This is a genomic window from Rhodohalobacter sp., assembly GCF_034521535.1.
Classification (GTDB): Bacteria; Bacteroidota; Rhodothermia; order Balneolales; family Balneolaceae; genus Rhodohalobacter.
On sequence record NZ_JAXHMF010000002.1, the window covers coordinates 204,485 to 221,213 of the forward strand.

The 16,729-nt window shown below is 44.5% G+C and carries 14 protein-coding genes; 2 read left to right on the plus strand and 12 right to left on the minus strand.

The window, feature by feature from the left end; translation table 11 throughout:
- Positions 1–38: 38 nt before the first annotated feature.
- The 3 genes from U5K35_RS03195 to serS all read right to left on the minus strand — a co-directional run bounded on the left by U5K35_RS03195 (position 39) and on the right by serS (position 5,033).
- Positions 39–2,060, minus strand: coding sequence for a S9 family peptidase (locus U5K35_RS03195; RefSeq protein ID WP_322570034.1), 2,022 nt, complete (start codon positions 2,058–2,060; stop codon positions 39–41).
- A 508-nt stretch (positions 2,061–2,568) separates the two neighbouring features.
- Positions 2,569–3,006 carry an IS200/IS605 family transposase gene (gene tnpA / locus U5K35_RS03200; RefSeq protein ID WP_322570035.1) on the minus strand — a complete coding sequence of 146 codons (438 nt, stop codon included), beginning with the start codon at positions 3,004–3,006 and terminating at the stop codon, positions 2,569–2,571.
- A gap of 758 nt (positions 3,007–3,764) precedes the next feature.
- Positions 3,765–5,033: a serine--tRNA ligase gene (gene serS / locus U5K35_RS03205; RefSeq protein ID WP_322570036.1), complete on the minus strand. Its 1,269-nt coding sequence runs from the start codon at positions 5,031–5,033 to the stop codon at positions 3,765–3,767.
- A 202-nt stretch (positions 5,034–5,235) separates the two neighbouring features.
- On the opposite strand from serS, the gene U5K35_RS03210 reads away from it, so the two are divergent.
- Positions 5,236–5,715: an Lrp/AsnC family transcriptional regulator gene (locus U5K35_RS03210; RefSeq protein ID WP_322570037.1), complete on the plus strand. Its 480-nt coding sequence runs from the start codon at positions 5,236–5,238 to the stop codon at positions 5,713–5,715.
- Positions 5,716–5,727: 12 nt separating this feature from the next.
- Positions 5,728–7,224, plus strand: coding sequence for a hypothetical protein (locus tag U5K35_RS03215; RefSeq protein ID WP_322570038.1), 1,497 nt, complete (start codon positions 5,728–5,730; stop codon positions 7,222–7,224).
- Positions 7,225–7,245: 21 nt separating this feature from the next.
- Here U5K35_RS03215 and rpoN read toward each other — a convergent pair whose 3' ends face one another.
- From rpoN to U5K35_RS03260, 9 genes are all read right to left on the minus strand, one after another.
- Positions 7,246–8,781, minus strand: a complete 1,536-nt coding sequence (rpoN, locus tag U5K35_RS03220; protein WP_322570039.1) for an RNA polymerase factor sigma-54 — start codon at positions 8,779–8,781, stop codon at positions 7,246–7,248.
- Entirely contained in the window at positions 8,782–9,357 is a 576-nt protein-coding gene (locus U5K35_RS03225; RefSeq protein WP_322570040.1) for a DUF3109 family protein, read from the minus strand.
- Between the two features lie 41 nt (positions 9,358–9,398).
- Entirely contained in the window at positions 9,399–10,517 is a 1,119-nt protein-coding gene (dprA, locus tag U5K35_RS03230; protein ID WP_322570041.1) for a DNA-processing protein DprA, read from the minus strand.
- The gene (obgE, locus tag U5K35_RS03235; RefSeq protein ID WP_322570042.1) at positions 10,495–11,493 is read right to left on the minus strand and encodes a GTPase ObgE; all 999 of its coding nucleotides are present in this window, start codon (positions 11,491–11,493) and stop codon (positions 10,495–10,497) included. The genes dprA and obgE overlap by 23 nt, the downstream gene beginning before the upstream one ends.
- A gap of 104 nt (positions 11,494–11,597) precedes the next feature.
- The gene (gene accD / locus U5K35_RS03240) at positions 11,598–12,440 is read right to left on the minus strand and encodes an acetyl-CoA carboxylase, carboxyltransferase subunit beta (RefSeq protein WP_322570043.1); all 843 of its coding nucleotides are present in this window, start codon (positions 12,438–12,440) and stop codon (positions 11,598–11,600) included.
- Positions 12,441–12,501: 61 nt separating this feature from the next.
- Positions 12,502–13,182: a tRNA (adenosine(37)-N6)-threonylcarbamoyltransferase complex dimerization subunit type 1 TsaB gene (gene tsaB, locus U5K35_RS03245; protein ID WP_322570044.1), complete on the minus strand. Its 681-nt coding sequence runs from the start codon at positions 13,180–13,182 to the stop codon at positions 12,502–12,504.
- An 18-nt stretch (positions 13,183–13,200) separates the two neighbouring features.
- Entirely contained in the window at positions 13,201–15,252 is a 2,052-nt protein-coding gene (locus tag U5K35_RS03250; RefSeq protein ID WP_322570045.1) for a hypothetical protein, read from the minus strand.
- Positions 15,253–15,281: 29 nt separating this feature from the next.
- A complete protein-coding gene (locus U5K35_RS03255; RefSeq protein ID WP_322570046.1) occupies positions 15,282–16,403 on the minus strand; it encodes a dihydroorotase in 1,122 nt (373 codons plus the stop codon).
- Positions 16,366–16,587: a hypothetical protein gene (locus tag U5K35_RS03260; RefSeq protein ID WP_322570047.1), complete on the minus strand. Its 222-nt coding sequence runs from the start codon at positions 16,585–16,587 to the stop codon at positions 16,366–16,368. The genes U5K35_RS03255 and U5K35_RS03260 overlap by 38 nt, the downstream gene beginning before the upstream one ends.
- Positions 16,588–16,729 lie beyond the last annotated feature (142 nt).

Consider the following 16,729-nt stretch of genomic DNA (forward strand, 5'->3'; position numbering starts at 1 on the left):
TATCCGGCGATAGCAAACGCCGGATTTAGTTCACAATTTTACTCCTCTTCGTCAGAGTTTTCATCTTCCTTCTTTTTACGCTCCCACGGCTCCCATTCAATACCGCGTGCATATTTCTGTATCCATCGGATCTCCTCAACATCCCGAACCCGCTGATTTCTCGGTTCGCGAATACCGTGCCCTTCTCTTTGAAACTCAATATAGCGAGTATCCACATTACCGATATCTTTCAGATAGGTAAAAAAGATCAGACTTTGCTGCGGTGTATCCACCCGATCGCGGCTTCCATGTAAAAACAGGGTCGGTGTCGTAACGTCATCGGCATGCATGGCTGCAGAACGATCCCGATACTCCTCAGCATTTGTCCATGGCTCACCGCCAATGTACCACAGTCTTACGTCGTGATTGAAACCCATTGCGTACTCAGAGGTCCAATCAAATACACCTGCTCCGAGCGAGGCTGCTTTGAATCGATCCGTTTTGGTGATGGTGGTTCCGCCAAGAATTCCACCGTAGCTCCAGCCGCGCACGGCCATATGCTCATCATCAATCCAGTTCTGGTCGATCAGCATATCCACTCCACTCATCAGATCTTCATAGTCGCCGCCTCCGATATCATTCATATTTCCCCTTAGGAACTCATCGCCATAAGCGGTACTGCCGCGAACATTCGGAGCTAATTGAACATATCCCAAACCTGCCCAAACGTGATATTGAGGGCTGAATGAATTCCGGAAAACTCCCGCCGGACCACCGTGAATATGAAGCAGAAACGGAGCCGAGCTATTTTGACTGAGCTCCTGAGGCATATACTTCATCCCTTCAATTTCCAGGCCGTCGTAGCTCTCCCACTGCACCACATCGTAATCGGCAAGTATCAGACTGTCGCGAACGAATGGATTCAAATCCGTTAATCGTGTTTGATCCGAAAGATTTCTCATTGATGCCGTGTAAAGATCCTCCGGTGTTTGTACATCCTCAAAAGAAAGAAGAACTCTGTCTCTGCTCTTGTTCATATCAACAATGTTCACCGTACCCTCACGATTCGTCAACCGGCGAACGGATCCATTCTCCAAATTGAGTGAGAAGATATTGGTATCTGTTTTCACTGTTCCCGAAAAATAGACCTGACTGCCATCCGGTGAGATGTAGTAGGATCTCATATCTCCATTAAAATTACCGGAAATCATCTCATACTCTTTCGAATCTACATCCATTCTCCAGAGTTTGCTTTGTCGAAGCTCCCACTCCTCATCATGCGCAGCAGAATAGAGAATGTGCTGATTGTCAGGAAGCCAGTTTAGGCCACCTTCCGGAACTTCGTTATCGGTAAGCTGAACGGCCGTGGAGTCGCCCACTTCCAGCAGAAAAATCTCTGACATATACTGCTGATTTCTGCGATTCTCAAATCGTGCGGTATAGACTATCCGCTCCTGATTTGGCGAGACAGAAAAACTCCCAACAATTAATTCACCCGAGGTGAGCTTTGATTCTTCTTTATCCTCCACATTAAACTTCCAGATGTTACTCCAGCTTCCCTCGGTTTGACCGTGAGGAGGCTCATCCACAAACAGCTGGTCGTAACCGGCCTTGTATTCTTTTTCTTCTTCCTTGGACCGGGGCACGTCCGATACAAAATAGATCGCTTTGCTGTCTGAACTCCACTCGTAGGATTTAACGCTGTTCTTGTGCTCCGTAAGCTGAACCGCTTCGCCACCGGTTGTTGGAAGCAAAAACAGCTGCTGTTTTTCGTCTACAGCGCGCTTCAGAGAGATATATTTTCCATCCGGTGAGTATTTCAGATCACTTCCACCGTCTTCCCCGATATATTGGTAAACGGCACCGCTGTCGGCCGGAATGTAGTAGTATTTGGTATCCCGCTTGTTGTCATCCCAATTCAGGGTTGATTTACCGTAAATGACGGAATTTCCGTCCGGTGAAATCATCGACGAACTCAGGCGGTCCATGTTAAGGATATCATCGGTTGTCATTGCCCGCTTTTGAGCAAAAGCAGACGAAACTAAAAATGTAAAAAAGAGAAAGAGTACAATTCTTTTCATATTGAGCCAATTAGATTAGAGTATTGACTCACAATATAAGGTATGCCTCAGGAAATGAAACAGCAGGTTTGAAAAAATTGGTTAATTAGAGGTAAGATTACTCTTAACGTTTTAAAGTTCTCTCACAGGTTTTCGTGGATTGTACCGCTGTTTTTTGTAGTAAAGACGATGTGCACTCAAACCTGAACCCAGCTCATATTTTTCTCCCTGTTTTACTTTACTTGATTTGATATTGCTAATTATGCAACACTGCAACTATTACTGGGCTAAAGCCCAAGTATATTGTTATCCCCCTTTCTTCCGTCAGCTGAAGCAGACGGCAAAAACTTTAATACAAATATTTGCTGTTCGAAAAGTATCAATTGCCCGAGTTTCGTTTCACCCAACCCGACTGGAAGCAAGAAACTCCTTCTTTGCAGCTTTTTTGTTTTTTTATCCCTCTTTTTCTATTACCGTTGACTTCAGTCAACGGAACAGTAATAGCCTCCCCCACAACACACAAAGGGCTTTAGCCCTCCAAATATCTCCAACCCTGTTTTTTCATAAACTCATCAATTTCCTCCCTGAAAGAATTTTTCTTGTGATGACGCTCCTGATTAAAAATATATTTCCGAAGAGATTCAATATGACTTTTACTCACACTTACAGCCCAATAGTCATCCTGCCACCTGAATTTTTGATCTGTCAATTCCCGGCTGTTAATCCAGTAAGAAGACTCCCCTTTTATCAGTTGTGTAATCTTACTCAGAGTTTGATCCTTTCCAAGAGAGATTAAACAATGAATATGCTCTTTGTACCCGTTGACGCAATCAAGCCAAATTTCCTTCTCTTTGGCATTCGTTTTTATATGATTAAAAACCTGCCGCCTGATATACGGAGTTTGCAGATAAGGCTTTCTGTTTTTGGTAGTAAAGACGATATGCACCCAAACCTGAACCCAGCTCATATTTTTCTCCCTGTTTTATTTTACTTGATTTGATATTGCTAATACTGTGATGCTGCGACACTGCAACTATTACTGGGCTAAAGCCCTGGTGTATAGTTATCCTCCTTTGTTCCGTCAGCTGAAGCAGACGGTAAAAAACTTTTCTGCACTCACAAAAAACTTACAGTATGCATCCATGCTTTAAATTCAAACTGATTTCAGACAAACTAACTTTATTTGCTTTCCCTCTATTACCGTTGACTTCAGTCAACGGTAAAAAACACGACCCAAAACTCCAGGGCTTTAGCCCTATTGGGATTATACCTTTCCACTCTGGTAAAGCTCACTCTTTCAATATTTCTATTGAACTATCTTCAAAACCAATAGCCTATAGACATACTTGTATAATTAGGCTAAAGCCAAAGTAAATTGCAATTCTCCCTCTGTTAAGTCAGCTGAAGCTGACGGTAAAAAACTTTACTACAAATATTTGCTGACCGAAATAGTATCAATTGCCCCGGGTTTCGTTTTACCTGACTCGGACTGGAAGCAAGACACTACTCCTTTGCAACTTTATTTCACTTTACATCAGCGAATTCAAACTGTTGGCAAATATTTTATCCCTCCTTTCTATTACCGTTGACTTCAGTCAACGGAACGGCAATAGCTTCCCCCACAACACGCAGGGCTTTAGCCCTTCACTGAGTTCTATTTCAGTTTTTCTTAAGGTCTAAACTCAAAACACTCTGCGCAAATCAGCGAGAAAAAACTCGTACTCTTTAGATTACTTCCGTACCCATAAACGGCTGAAGAACCTCCGGAACCCGCACGTCACCCGACTCGGTCTGGTACGTCTCTATAATAGCCGCAACAACCCGTGGCAGTGCCAGACCTGATCCGTTCAGCGTATGAAGCATTTCCGTTTTGCCCTTCTCGTTTTTGAACCGAAGCTGCATGCGTCTCGCCTGGAATGAACCGAAATTGGAGCAGGAGCTCACTTCCAGCCAGCGCTGCTGACCCGGACTCCACACTTCCAGATCGTACTTCTTGGTCTGAGTAAAGCCCATATCTCCGGTACACATCAGAAGCGTGCGGTAAGGTATTTTAAGTTTCTGAAGAAGGGATTCTGCGTACTCCCTAAGAGATTCCAGCTCATCATCAGAGGTTTCAGGATGAACAATCTTTACCAATTCCACTTTGTCGAACTGATGAAGTCGGTTCAAACCGCGAACATCTTTTCCGTAGCTTCCGGCCTCACGTCTCCAGCAAGGCGTGTAAGCTGCATATCGAACAGGAAGCTCATCTTTTGATAAAATCTCATCCCGATGAAAGTTCGTCACAGGCACTTCGGCTGTGGGAATAGCAAAAAATCCATCGCGCGGAATGGTATACATCATATCCTCTTTATCCGGAATCTGTCCCGTACCTCTTGCAGAATCTTCATTTACAAAGTATGGCGCCTGTAATTCCGTAAATCCCTGATCAACAGCTTCGTTCAGAAAAAAGTTAATGAGTGCTCGCTGCAGTCTGGCCATTTTCCCTACATAAAATGGAAAGCCCGCTCCGGTTACTTTCGAGCCCCGATCGAAATCAATCCATTTTTTTTCCTCTGCAATTTCCCAGTGCGGCAACATCCACTCATCTTCTGCTCGGTCTCCCCAGGTTTTAAAAACTTCATTGTCCTCTTCACTGTGTCCAACCGGTACAGTTTCATCCGGTACGTTCGGGATGCTGTAGAGCAGATCATCGCGCTCTTTTGCAACCACAGCCAATTTCTCTTCCAGTTCTTTGAGCAGCTCTTTTCCTTTGGCAGTCGCCTGAATAATCTCCTGAGCTTCCTCTTTCTTGCCCTGCCCCATCAGCGCGCCGATCTTTTTGGACAATTTGTTGTTCTCTGCCCGGAGTTGATCAATTTCCGTAACCAGGGCACGCCACTCCTCATCTTTCTGAATCACTTTGTCAACAGCTGAGGAATCCTTTTCTCCTTTGTTGATCATTCCCGTTTTAACCAGCTCCGGATTTTCTCTTATAAATGTAATATCGAGCATCGAAAAATATTTAAAAGGTGTTCACTATTTCCGTTTAAAACGTAAAGATACGAGTCGTTGAACAGGCATTGAAATTTTTCTACAGCTTTAATTTTTATGTGTGAAAAACTTTTTACGAATTAATGTAATTACACCATTGAATTCCTAACTAATTAAGGATATTTTCAACTCTGATTAGAAATTTTAGGTTAAAACTACCGTTATGAGCCATCAATTGGATGAAACCGACATTAAGATTTTAAACCACCTGCAAGAGCACGGACGCGCTCAACGCAACACCATAGCTAAAATCGTTCATCTCTCCGTTCCTTCTGTTTCAGAACGCATGCGCAAGCTCGAAGAGAAAGGATTGATTGATAGCTACAACGCTATTCTCGACTCTAAAAAATTCAACTTCGATATCACTGCATTCATCTTTGTTGAAGTTGACGGATCGGAGCGCTATCCCAGTTTTGTGGAACACGTTACAGAGCACCCCGAAGTATTGGAGTGCCATTCTATAACCGGAGACGGTTCCCACATCCTGAAAGTTCGCACAAAAAACACCGAATCTTTTGAGAAGTTTCTCTCACTTGTTCAGTCATGGGACGGAGTCACCAGAACCCGTTCAAATATTGTACTATCCAGTTTTAAAGAGACCCGGCAACTTCCGATTGAGCGAACCGTCGAAATTAAAAAATAGTCACAGGCCACCTTGCTGCCACTGATAATCGCCCTATTTCTATCCTGGCTGCCACTTTCACCGCAAAGTGTGGACGGACAAAGTACCTCCGGAAGCAGTTTTGGCAGTAGAATTGCGATCTCTTTTGATTCGGTTACAAATGAGGAAGATAAGCGGCAGATACTGGCTGAAGCCTCTGAGATTGGTATAGACATTATTCACTTCACCCGGCCTGATCAGCTTACAGGCACGAACGTGGATGATTTTTTTCTGATCTATCAGTTCCCTGATAACTATACGACCGTAAATAGCTTGCGAAATCGATCAGGAGAAATTGCAGCAGATATTCGCAATTCTCTGCAAGCGTTGATGGATCAGTATCCGGATAAAATTATTTCGGCAGGTCTTTTCCGCTTTCCCAATGAAAAACATCCTCGGTTTTCAGCTTATGCTGCACAAATCGCAGATAACATTCGCGAGTTTTCAGGCTTACCGGTCTTTTATCAATCGGCACTATCGGGTGATTCCCTTCATGCTGAAAGCTTTGACTTTACGGTTCATACCGTTATCCCCGGAGATCAAATACCGACGGCAAGTGCTCTGTTTTTTGATCCGGGCAAAAATGTACAGGAATCAAAAAAAACGCTCGAAAATCTATTCAGTCACACTCTGGATCTTGAAGAAAGTTTATTGATTATTCCGGCTGACTGGTTTCAGAATTATGTTGCCGGGAATGAAGACTACAAAATAATTTTTTCTGAATACCTGAAAGGCAATCTGTTGCCCTTTCCAATTCCTCAAACTCCCGAGGCCCCACCCGCTATCCATTGGAACGTAGTTTTTCTCTTCCTCATTCTGGGATCAATTCTCTTGCACATGAGATTCCAGCCCGTATACATTCAGGCTCTGCCCCGCTACTTTTTCAACCACTCCTTCTTTTTAGTTGATGTAATTGAACACAGAATTCGAAATATATTTCCCGGAGTTTTAATTCTGCTTCAGCACTCTGTAGTAACGGGTATCATTTTGTATTTGACAGCGAACAGCCTTTTTAACGAGAGAAGCCTGAGCGCACTGGCTCACCATTTCCCCGCTGTTTTCTGGACATCCAACCCCTTTGTTTCTCTTTTTCTGACCGGTTTTATTATCTCCCTGGTCATGCAAATCATTTCGGTATTGTGGCTGCATTTACCCAATAAAAGTCTTCATTTTTTTAGTCAGACACTCAATCTCTACGTATGGCCTCTGCATATCAATTTTTTGGTTGCAACCATATTGATTGTATTTCACAACCAGTCTCCCGGTCAAACCCTCATCTACTTCCTTTTAGCCTCTTACCTGATTGTCTGGTTTATGAGCTTCAACGTTGCCGCTTATGATGCTGCAAAATTTTTAGAAAAATACAGTCTGCCATACATCCTGTTTACGATCGGCTTGCATACGCTTCTCTTTGTTTTTCTGATATGGTTCGCAATTAATTCTCCATACATCAGTGAGCCCATACAAATGGCTCTCACCTTCTCATCATAAGAAGCTAAGGGATAGATTAAACTAAATGATTTGCTTTCGCAGCCTTGCCACGGGAAGCTGAAGCTGCTCCCTGTATTTGCTCACGGTACGGCGGGCTACCTTATATCCTTTCTCTTTCAGCATGTTGGTTAACGCCTGATCACTATAAGGCTTCTGCTTATCCTCATTGTCTATAATATTCTGAAGTACATTCTTCACTTCACGGCTCGATACATCCTCTCCGCTCTCTGTCTCCAGGCCTTCGCTGAAAAAGTATTTGAGCTCATAAACCCCAAAATTTGTCTGAACATATTTGCCGTTGACAACGCGTGAAACGGTGGATATATCCATATTAATTCTCTCCGCAACATCTTTCAAAATCATCGGCCTCAGACCTTCGCCGTGTTTAAAAAACTCCTCCTGCAGCGAAACTATGGTTCGCATTGTTTTCATCAAGGTATTCTGCCGCTGCAAAATGGAATCGATAAACCATTGAGCGGATTCTATTTTATCCTTGATAAAATTTCGCGCCTGCTTCTCCTTCTTTCCTTTCTTTTCGTCCTTTTTAAAATTGTCCCACATCATCTTATACTCGGGAGAAATCCTCAAAGGGGGAGTGTTGCGCTGGCTCAGTTTGATAACAAATTCTCCATCCTCTTCATCTTCACTGTCCGAAGGCTCATAATAGACTTCAAAATCGGGATCAACATACTGACGGTTATCTTCATCCGGATTCGCAACTCCGCCGGGTTTCGGATTGAGGCCTTTAATCAGCTCAAAAATCTCACGAAGCTGTTCATCGTCTATATCCAAGCGGGATTTTAGTTTACTGAAGTGCTTTTTCTCAAAACTCTCCCAGTAATTTTCCAGCATATCAACAGCCAGCGATTTAATCTCACCTTCAGAATCTGATGTTTTAAGCTGAACCAGCAGGCAATCCCTTAAATCTTTTGAGGCAATCCCCACAGGATCAAGTCTTTGTATCATTTTGCGCACTTTCTCAACCTGAGCTCCACTTACCAGTGTTCCTTTATTAAACGCAATATTATCAATTACGGCTTCCGTATCGCGCCGGAAATATCCGTCCTTGTCGAGAGAGCCTAAAATTTGATCCGCAATCAACATCTCTTCATCATCCAGATCAAGAAGCGACACCTGATGTTCAAGCTCTTCCAAAAGAGTTTGATGATACGGATTTGGCAGGTCGCGCCAGTCTTCATCACCCGATGATTGTGAAATTCCGGAGTAGCCGGTTCCATCATATTCCGTATTGTGCATAAACGAATCCCAGTCAATCTCATCGTTCTGATCAACCGGGTCGATTTCTGAACTCTCTTCGGTTTCCTTTTCAGCCTCCGCCTCTTTTTGCTTGTCCCAGTCTTGCTCGCCCTCTTGCATGGATTCTTCCAAAACGGGATCCGCTTCCTCCAGAACCGGATTCATCTCAATCTCTTCCTTGATACGCTGTTCCAGGCCAATTGTGGGCAGCTGCAGCAGTTTCACAAACTGAATCTGCTGAGGAGACAGTTTTTGCTGCTGACTCTGTTTCTGCGATATGTTTTGACCTGTTTTTAGCACTTATTTGCTCCTTACTTCATTACAAGCATCAATAAATTCTGAGTACCACTTTTCTCCGTATCTGCGAATCAAAGCTGTCTTTAAAAAGTCTGAAAGGTAAATTCCTCTTTCTTCGCCATTTCTGCAACCGGCCGAGCACAAATCCGGAATATATTCATAGTTGGCGTAATCCATACCCGCAATATGCTTTAAGCGAACCGGATAGAGATGACAGCTGATCGGCTTTTCCCAGTTAAACCCACCCTTGTAGTACGCGTTTTGAATGGCGCAAGTCGCAACACCATTATCTGTTTTCTCTACAAATATGCATTCACCTGAATCTATGCAGTTTATCTCAAACCCATCTTTGGCGTCCCCAAGCACAACACCTTCACGATCGGCTTTTTGCACTGCTTCCGGATCCAGTTTGTCCCGCAGTTCTTTAAACGCTTTTCTAAGCACCGGAATTTCATCCCTGCTAACCGGTGCTCCCGCATCTCCAACTACACAGCACGCCCCTTTGCACTTGCTGATGTCGCACGCAAACTGCGCCGTGGCGATATCTTCACTTAATATGACGTCCTGTACGCGAATCATAAAAAAACCTTAGTTATTGAGAACAGATTATTTCTGAATTGTTAACGAGCCTCAAAATACTTTCCGGCTTTCTGCACAATAGCCCCCTTCAATTCAAGGGTAAGCATTTTGGGAAGAAGCTTAAAGGTTGGCTGATCCAACTTTTCACTTATCTGATCGATGTGCAGAGATCTGTTATCGAGGAGTTCACAGAGTTGGTTTTCTTCATCAGTAAGTTCAAGGGATTTCCAGGTTGAAGGCGGTTTTTCGGAAACGTTTTCTGAATTCGCTTCAACTGAAATTTCTTCCAGAATATCATCGATAGACCTGACCAGCTTTCCCTGTCCGTTCTGGATCAGATAGTTACAGCCCTCACCTTTCATGTAACCCAGCTGATGAGGTACAACAAAAACTTCCCGGTTCTGGTCCAATGCGAACCGTGCTGTGATCATGCTCCCGCCTTTCACGCCACTTTCCACTACCAGCACTCCGTGGCTCATTCCGCTCACAATCCGGTTGCGCTCGGGAAAATTTCCTGCGTCAGGCTGGGTTCCGGGAGGAAACTCCGTCATAATCAAACCGCCCGATTCTATAATTTTTTTTGCCAGAGGCTTATTTCTCGCCGGATAAATCACATCGATTCCCGATCCCAGTACGGCAACCGTTTTCCCACCGTTTTCTACGGCCGTTTGATGAGCTTTAGCGTCTATACCGTAAGCCAGACCGCTGTTCACACAGATTCCTTTTTGTACCAGTTTCTTCGACCACTCTTCTGCCTGAGAAAGACCGTAGCTGCCCGGATTCCGGGTTCCGACCACCGCAACACCGGGTTTATCCAATGCTTTCAAATCGCCTTTATACCACAGAATCAAAGGAGGATCGTAAATGTGTTTCAGCAGCTCAGGAAAGTGCTCATCGTCGTAGGCCAGAAGTTTAGCACCGATACTTTCTGTACGGTCTAAAATTTTGTCTACTGACTTCCAGTCCTCAAAATTGGAAAGGTTTTTCGAAATCTGTTTCCCGATCCCATCCGCTTTCAAATAGTCACGGATATTCAGATCAAAAAGCTGATCTGCACTCTCAACATTCGACAGCTGAAGCAGTCTTCTTGCTCGTCCCGGCCCCATTTCAGGAACCATGCCCAATGCGATTAATGCTCTATGATGTTTCTTCCGGTTCAATTTCTTTCAGCTTTTTCCAGATCAGCTCTTTCAGTTCATCAATATTGTGGCCGGTTGCAGCAGAGATTTCGATGATCTCCGCATCATCCTCCAGTTCAACAGGCTCTTCCAGTTCAAAACCTTCAACTAAATCCATTTTGGTGATTGCCAGGATTCTGGGTTTGTCCAGCAAATCAGGCCGGTACTCTTCCAGTTCGTGAAGAAGCGCATTGTACTCCTGCTTGATATCGGTATCACAACCCACCATAAACAGCAGGACATTATTTCGCTCGATATGGCGCAGAAACTGTAGCCCAAGTCCTTTACCTTCGTGAGCGTCTTCAATAATCCCGGGTATATCCGCCATCACAAAGCTTCTGTAGTCGGAAAATGTTACCACTCCCAGGTTTGGCTCAAGTGTAGTAAATGGATAAGCACCTATTTTTGGCTTTGCTTCAGACAGTGCCGAAAGCAGCGTGCTTTTCCCGGCGTTCGGGAATCCAACCAACCCTACGTCCGCAATTAGCTTCAACTCCAGCTCTACGGCTCGCTCTTCGCCGGTCTCTCCCACTTGCGCGTGCTGCGGTGTCTGATTCGTTGCGCTTTTAAAATGCCAGTTGCCCAATCCACCTTTCCCGCCTTTCGCTATCACAATTTTTTCATCGTGCTCGGTTATTTCGCCGAGACGTTCGCGAGAATCGGCATCGTAAACAACAGTGCCCAGCGGAACTTCAAGAATTTCATCTTCCCCGTCCTTGCCGGTTTTTCGTGATGTATGTCCGCGCTCTCCGTGATCGGCCTTTACATACTTTCTGTAACGAAGATCGAGTAGCGTATTCAATTGACTGTTTCCTTTCAGAACTACATCACCGCCGCTTCCACCGTCACCGCCGTCAGGACCGCCCTTTGGAACATATTTTTCGCGCCGGAAGTGAGACATCCCCTCTCCGCCGTTACCTGCTGTTACATATATTTTTGCATAATCTGCAAATCTCATAATCTAATCTCTTCTTCAAACTAAAAACTCTGCAATGGTTAAGAGCAGAGTTTCAGTATTCATTTAATTTTCTGTTTCTCTCGTCTGTATTTGTACAACAGGTATTACTTATTATTCAGGATTTTCAAAAGCCTTGAAAGTTTTGACTTCAATTTGGTACGCGGCACAATGAAATCGAGAAAGCCGTGTTCCACCAGATATTCTGATGTTTGAAAACCCTCGGGCAGGTCACGCCCAATAGTTTGACGAATTACACGCGGGCCCGCAAAACCGATCAGCGCTCCCGGCTCGGCAATGTTGAAATCTCCCAGCATGGCATAACTTGCCGTAACTCCACCCGTAGTCGGGTTGGTCATCAAGGAGATGTACGGAACGCCCTCCTTATCGAGCAGCGCAAGCTTAGCGGAGGTCTTGGGCAGCTGCATCAGGCTCAACACACTCTCCATCATACGGGCTCCGCCGGATTGCGAAATAATCAGTAGCGGGAATTTTTTCTCCCGGGCATGATCAATCGCGCGACAGAGCCTTTCGCCAACCACAGATCCCATGCTCCCTCCAATAAAGGAAAAATCCATACAGGCAATCACGATATCCTGTTTTTTCAGTTTACCGACACCAACCCTGCAGGCATCAGACAAACCGGTCTTCTTTTGAGTCTGCTTGATTCGATCAGAATACTTTTTTCGATCCTCAAACTTGAGCGGATCCGTAGGCATGATTTCATCGGCAATCTCTTCGAACTCTCCATCGTCAAAAAGAATGGAGAAATACTCCTTGCTGCCAATTCTAAAATGGTAACCGCTAATCGGATCTACCCAGAGATTCTCCTCGAGCTCCCGGCGATGAATCGTATCTCCAGTTTCAGGAACTTTAATCCATACGCCTTCCGGCATATCCTTCTTTTTGTCGGTCTGTATGTTTGTATCTTTTCTTTTAAACCAAGACATAGCACAAAATTTGTTTTAAGTAACTTCCAAAAATAATGAATTCGCACCGAAGCAAAAATCTTTATCCTTTCGTCGGTGAATTATTTATCTGCGACATTGACAGATATTCAGGTTCAAAGTGTTCAACCTCTTCCTCTTTATAATAGGCTTTTAATGCCTCATAATTCCATGAGTGTACCAAATTTACCGCAGATATACCCTCAAGACCAATCCAGCGAACCGATTCTCTTTCAGAAAATTCCAGCCGATTCCATCCGGTTCCAATCACAATATCACCTTTTGAGATTTTGGGAGCAATTTCTTCAAGCTCAATAACGGCCGGATCAGAAATATCCAGGTACTCCCCTGATTTCTCCACTTGCTGATAATAAAGATGATTTCTGCGGGCATCAATAACAGAGTGCACGGTGCAGTGCGAGTTTAGCTGAAGCTGTGTGCCCGCAAATGAGATCAATGTCGGATAGGTAAATAGAGGGACATTTTTCCCAAAAAGAAGGCCTTTTATAACCGAAGCCCCAATTCGCAACCCGGTATAAGAACCCGGTCCGTTACTGAAAAGCACCGCATCAAGGTCGTCTACCTGTAGTTTTGCCCGGTCCAGAAGCTCATCTATAAATAGCACGGTATATTCTGAATGAACACCCCGGCCTTCAATTCGTTTCTCCTTCACCCGGCCGTCTCCGGTTTGCAGGGCAACCGAGCAAACTGCTGTTGAAGATTCTATAGCTAATAATTTTTCCATCTGCGCTAAAGATAACGGTTATCTGTCAGTTTCTATAAACCACACTTCGTCACTCAATTCCACCCATCGTTCATAAATTCTGCGCAATTGAGAGTAATCGTCCGATGAAAACTGTTTACGTTCAATGTTCACCCCAAACGAATACGTAAGGCGTCCGTCACTGATATTATACTCTTCCCTTAATGCAGCTCCGGGAAGCTCGGTAATCTGTCTGCCCTGCAAAGCTTCTGTCTCGGACCCATCGGGTAAATTTATACTATAGTTCACAAAAAGCTGCTCGGGTGCATCCAGCGTAATAGGTACGCGCCGGTTGGTCGCCTCAAAAGGATTTTGATAGAGATAGCCAACAATCACCGGCTTGTATTCCAGGCCTTCGGTAAAAGAAACAGCATACTCCGGAATCTCAAAGCCGGCCTGAATGGAGATGTTGTCCGGGTTCACTTCATCAACCGTAATTTCAGCGTTGCTCAACTCTGCTTCCGGATAGATATCTAAAAAAATCTTTTTGATGATATCGCCTTCAGACTCAGCTCCTGCCAAACTTCTTCTGATTTCTCTTGAAGGATATCCTTTCGTTTCCGCCCGTATCGTTCCGGACAACGTTCCATTCAGATTTAAATCACCCTCAATTCCAACCCTCAGGTTAAACACGCTTTTACGCGGATCGATCTCTATCCACTCAAAATCGTCTTCCCGAAGTAAAAACCCCTGATTGTTAAATGAGTTTACCGGGATTAAATTTGGCAGACTATGCGCATAAGAGGCATCCATCACATAATTCACATCATCAATTTCTGAATAGATCAGCATTTGATTAAACTGGAAAAGTGAGGGGAATGAGCGGTTAATACGTCCCAATTCCCGACCTGAGATGTATAACGGATACGCATCGATTCCCGCTTCTCTAAGCAATCCCAATAGCAGCGTGTTGATTTCGGCCTGATTGGCAGGTGCTCCCTCCGTCACATGATCCAGCTCCCCTTCTGCATAAACTCTATTGACTCCGTTAAACTGCATGCTTGAATTGACGTATTGAAAAATAGAGTCCTGCATTTCAGTCTGGTTTTGAACATCTTCAAAGCGCTCCAAAATATTGACAATGAGCGTGCTATTCTCCTCGACAGTATCGTATGGGTTTGAATTTCTTCGTAATTGCGCGGCGATTAACTCCCAGCTATTATCGAGCGGCTGACGCGGCAATCCAAATTCACTGATCTGAAATTTCAGTTTTGCCCGAACATCATCAATTGAAGAGATAAAGCTGGTTGCATCAATTGCGGGAATATCCTCTGCACTCCAAACTTCTACGTTCACCGGATCAGGCCGTTCGTATGTAAAAACAAATGGAATACTGCTTGTATCCACTTCAAACTCCTGATAACTCAGCTCAAAATCTACATTCTGTTCTACTACGTCATACCGCAAAAAGTCGGGATTTTTCATAAACAGAGTGGCTTCCCGAACCGGTACGCGATCCGACATATAGAAATCAGGCAGCTCCTCGATATATCGTCTTTCCAAAGTGTATTTGTACTCCAAAACAGCTCCTGCATCCACCTCAGGCATCTCGAACTCAATCAGTCGATACCGGCTGTTGAGCTCTGCGTTGCGGGTATTTTCGGTATTCAGCCGGTAAAATTGACCATTTTCATTCCAGGTAATTCCCTCCAGGTTTGTAACTCTTTCGATGTTCTCTGAAGCGTAGTATGGAATCCCGACCAATGCGGCCTCGGCCTGATCGATTGGATCATCAGAATAGACCTTAATTCGGTTCAAATAGTGAATGTATGCCACTATTCCCCGATCTGTCTCATCAAACTCTATGGATGCTTCCCTGGATAAGTACTCGTATGGGGCGTTGTGGTCCGGTGCGGGTTCATTCAACTCAGACGGCATTGATCCGAATTTTTCAAAAATATTTCTCTCCTGCAGAATGGTATCCTCTTGATACTGAGCAATCCCTGCAACCGGAATGAACAGAAAAACAGTTAAGAGTAGCCTATATGCGATTCGATTGAGCATTCTTACATAATAGATGATGTAGACATCCGTGAAATACCAATCCGCCACTTCACGTTCCGGCAGATTCAGAATTTTATTTACTGCGCCCTGAGTTTGTTCTCAACAAATCGTCCCCGATTGTAAATTGCCGTTGCCCGGCCGGTTAAGGTATCACCCAGATATGGAGAGTTTTTAGATTTAGACCGAACTTCCTTGTCACTGTATGTCCACTCTTCATCTGTATTGAAAATCGTCAGATTTGCTTTTTCACCCACCTTGATAGCCGGAACTTTCAGGTTTAAAATTTTTCTCGGATTTACAACGAGTTTTTCCAAAACCTGCTCCATTGTGAGTTTTCCGGGTTTGAGCAGACGCATATTGGTGATGCTCCAGGCTGTATCCAATCCGGTAATTCCATTCGGGGCATAAATAAACTCCACCTCTTTCTCTTCGATAGCGTGAGGGGCGTGATCGGTACAGATCACATCAATTGTGCCGTCCGCGAGACCCTCGATCATGGCGTCCACATCGTCCTGAGTTCGCAGCGGCGGATGCATTTTCACATTGGTATCGAAATGGCGTTTGTCAATCTCTTCGTCGGTCAGATCAAAATGGTGAGCACACACTTCTGTAGTTACGTTAACGCCCTCAGCCTTGGCCTTTCTTACAAGATCTACCGCCTTGCGTGTACTGATATGCGCAACGTGAATGTGTCCGCCGGTAAATCCTGCGATCAAAATATCCCGCGCAATCATTGTCTCTTCGGCAATTCCGGGTGTTCCCTCCAGGCCGAGTTTGGTAGAAACCACTCCTTCATTCATATGACCCGGGCGGGAAAGTTCAAGATCCTCTTCGTGATTGATAATCGGTACACCCAGCATGGAAGAGTATTCCAGAGCCACGCGCATCACCTGAGAATTATAGACGGGATCACCGTCATCACTGAATGCCACTGCCCCGCCGCCTTTCATATCCGACATTTCAGCTATCGATTTTCCTGCGCGCTCTTTGGTAACACAGCCGATCGGATGCACGTCCACCGCCTCGCCCTCTGCCTTTTTCTTGATAAACTCGACCACATCGCGGGTATGCGTGGCCGGTTTTGTGTTGGGCATACAGGCCACTTCCGTAAAGCCACCAAATGCGGCAGATCGGCATCCTGTTTCTACATTCTCTTTGTGTTCAAAGCCGGGCTCCCTGAAATGAACATGCATATCCATCCATCCGCCGCTGATAAATGCCCCATTTCGCATCAAAAACCTCTTCACCGTCTGCAGCCGAAATTTCTTCTGCTATTTCTGCAATCTCTCCATCTTTAATACGAATGTCTCTCTTCGATTTTCCATCAAAACTTTCTCCGGCGGGAACAGAGTTTTTAATTAGCAAATTCGGTGTGGCTTCCATAACAAAAAGGGTTTAATTTTTTGTGCAAATATAGCCCGATTTCTGCATAATTACGATCTGATATCGAAACAAACTTTTTATGCAGTCTGACAACCCCAATGATTCAAATTGAATTCAAAAATTTGATATCAAAAAAACAGTC

Bases quoted from the DNA above. Each gene is read 5' to 3' on its own strand.
- U5K35_RS03195 (WP_322570034.1), bottom strand. From the start codon at position 2,060: ATGAAAAGAATTGTACTCTTTCTCTTTTTTACATTTTTAGTTTCGTCT.
- tnpA (WP_322570035.1), bottom strand. From the start codon at position 3,006: ATGAGCTGGGTTCAGGTTTGGGTGCATATCGTCTTTACTACCAAAAAC.
- serS (WP_322570036.1), bottom strand. From the start codon at position 5,033: ATGCTCGATATTACATTTATAAGAGAAAATCCGGAGCTGGTTAAAACG.
- U5K35_RS03210 (WP_322570037.1), top strand. From the start codon at position 5,236: ATGAGCCATCAATTGGATGAAACCGACATTAAGATTTTAAACCACCTG.
- U5K35_RS03225 (WP_322570040.1), bottom strand. From the start codon at position 9,357: ATGATTCGCGTACAGGACGTCATATTAAGTGAAGATATCGCCACGGCG.
- obgE (WP_322570042.1), bottom strand. From the start codon at position 11,493: ATGAGATTTGCAGATTATGCAAAAATATATGTAACAGCAGGTAACGGC.
- accD (WP_322570043.1), bottom strand. From the start codon at position 12,440: ATGTCTTGGTTTAAAAGAAAAGATACAAACATACAGACCGACAAAAAG.
- tsaB (WP_322570044.1), bottom strand. From the start codon at position 13,182: ATGGAAAAATTATTAGCTATAGAATCTTCAACAGCAGTTTGCTCGGTT.
- U5K35_RS03255 (WP_322570046.1), bottom strand. From the start codon at position 16,403: ATGGATATGCATGTTCATTTCAGGGAGCCCGGCTTTGAACACAAAGAG.
- U5K35_RS03260 (WP_322570047.1), bottom strand. From the start codon at position 16,587: ATGGAAGCCACACCGAATTTGCTAATTAAAAACTCTGTTCCCGCCGGA.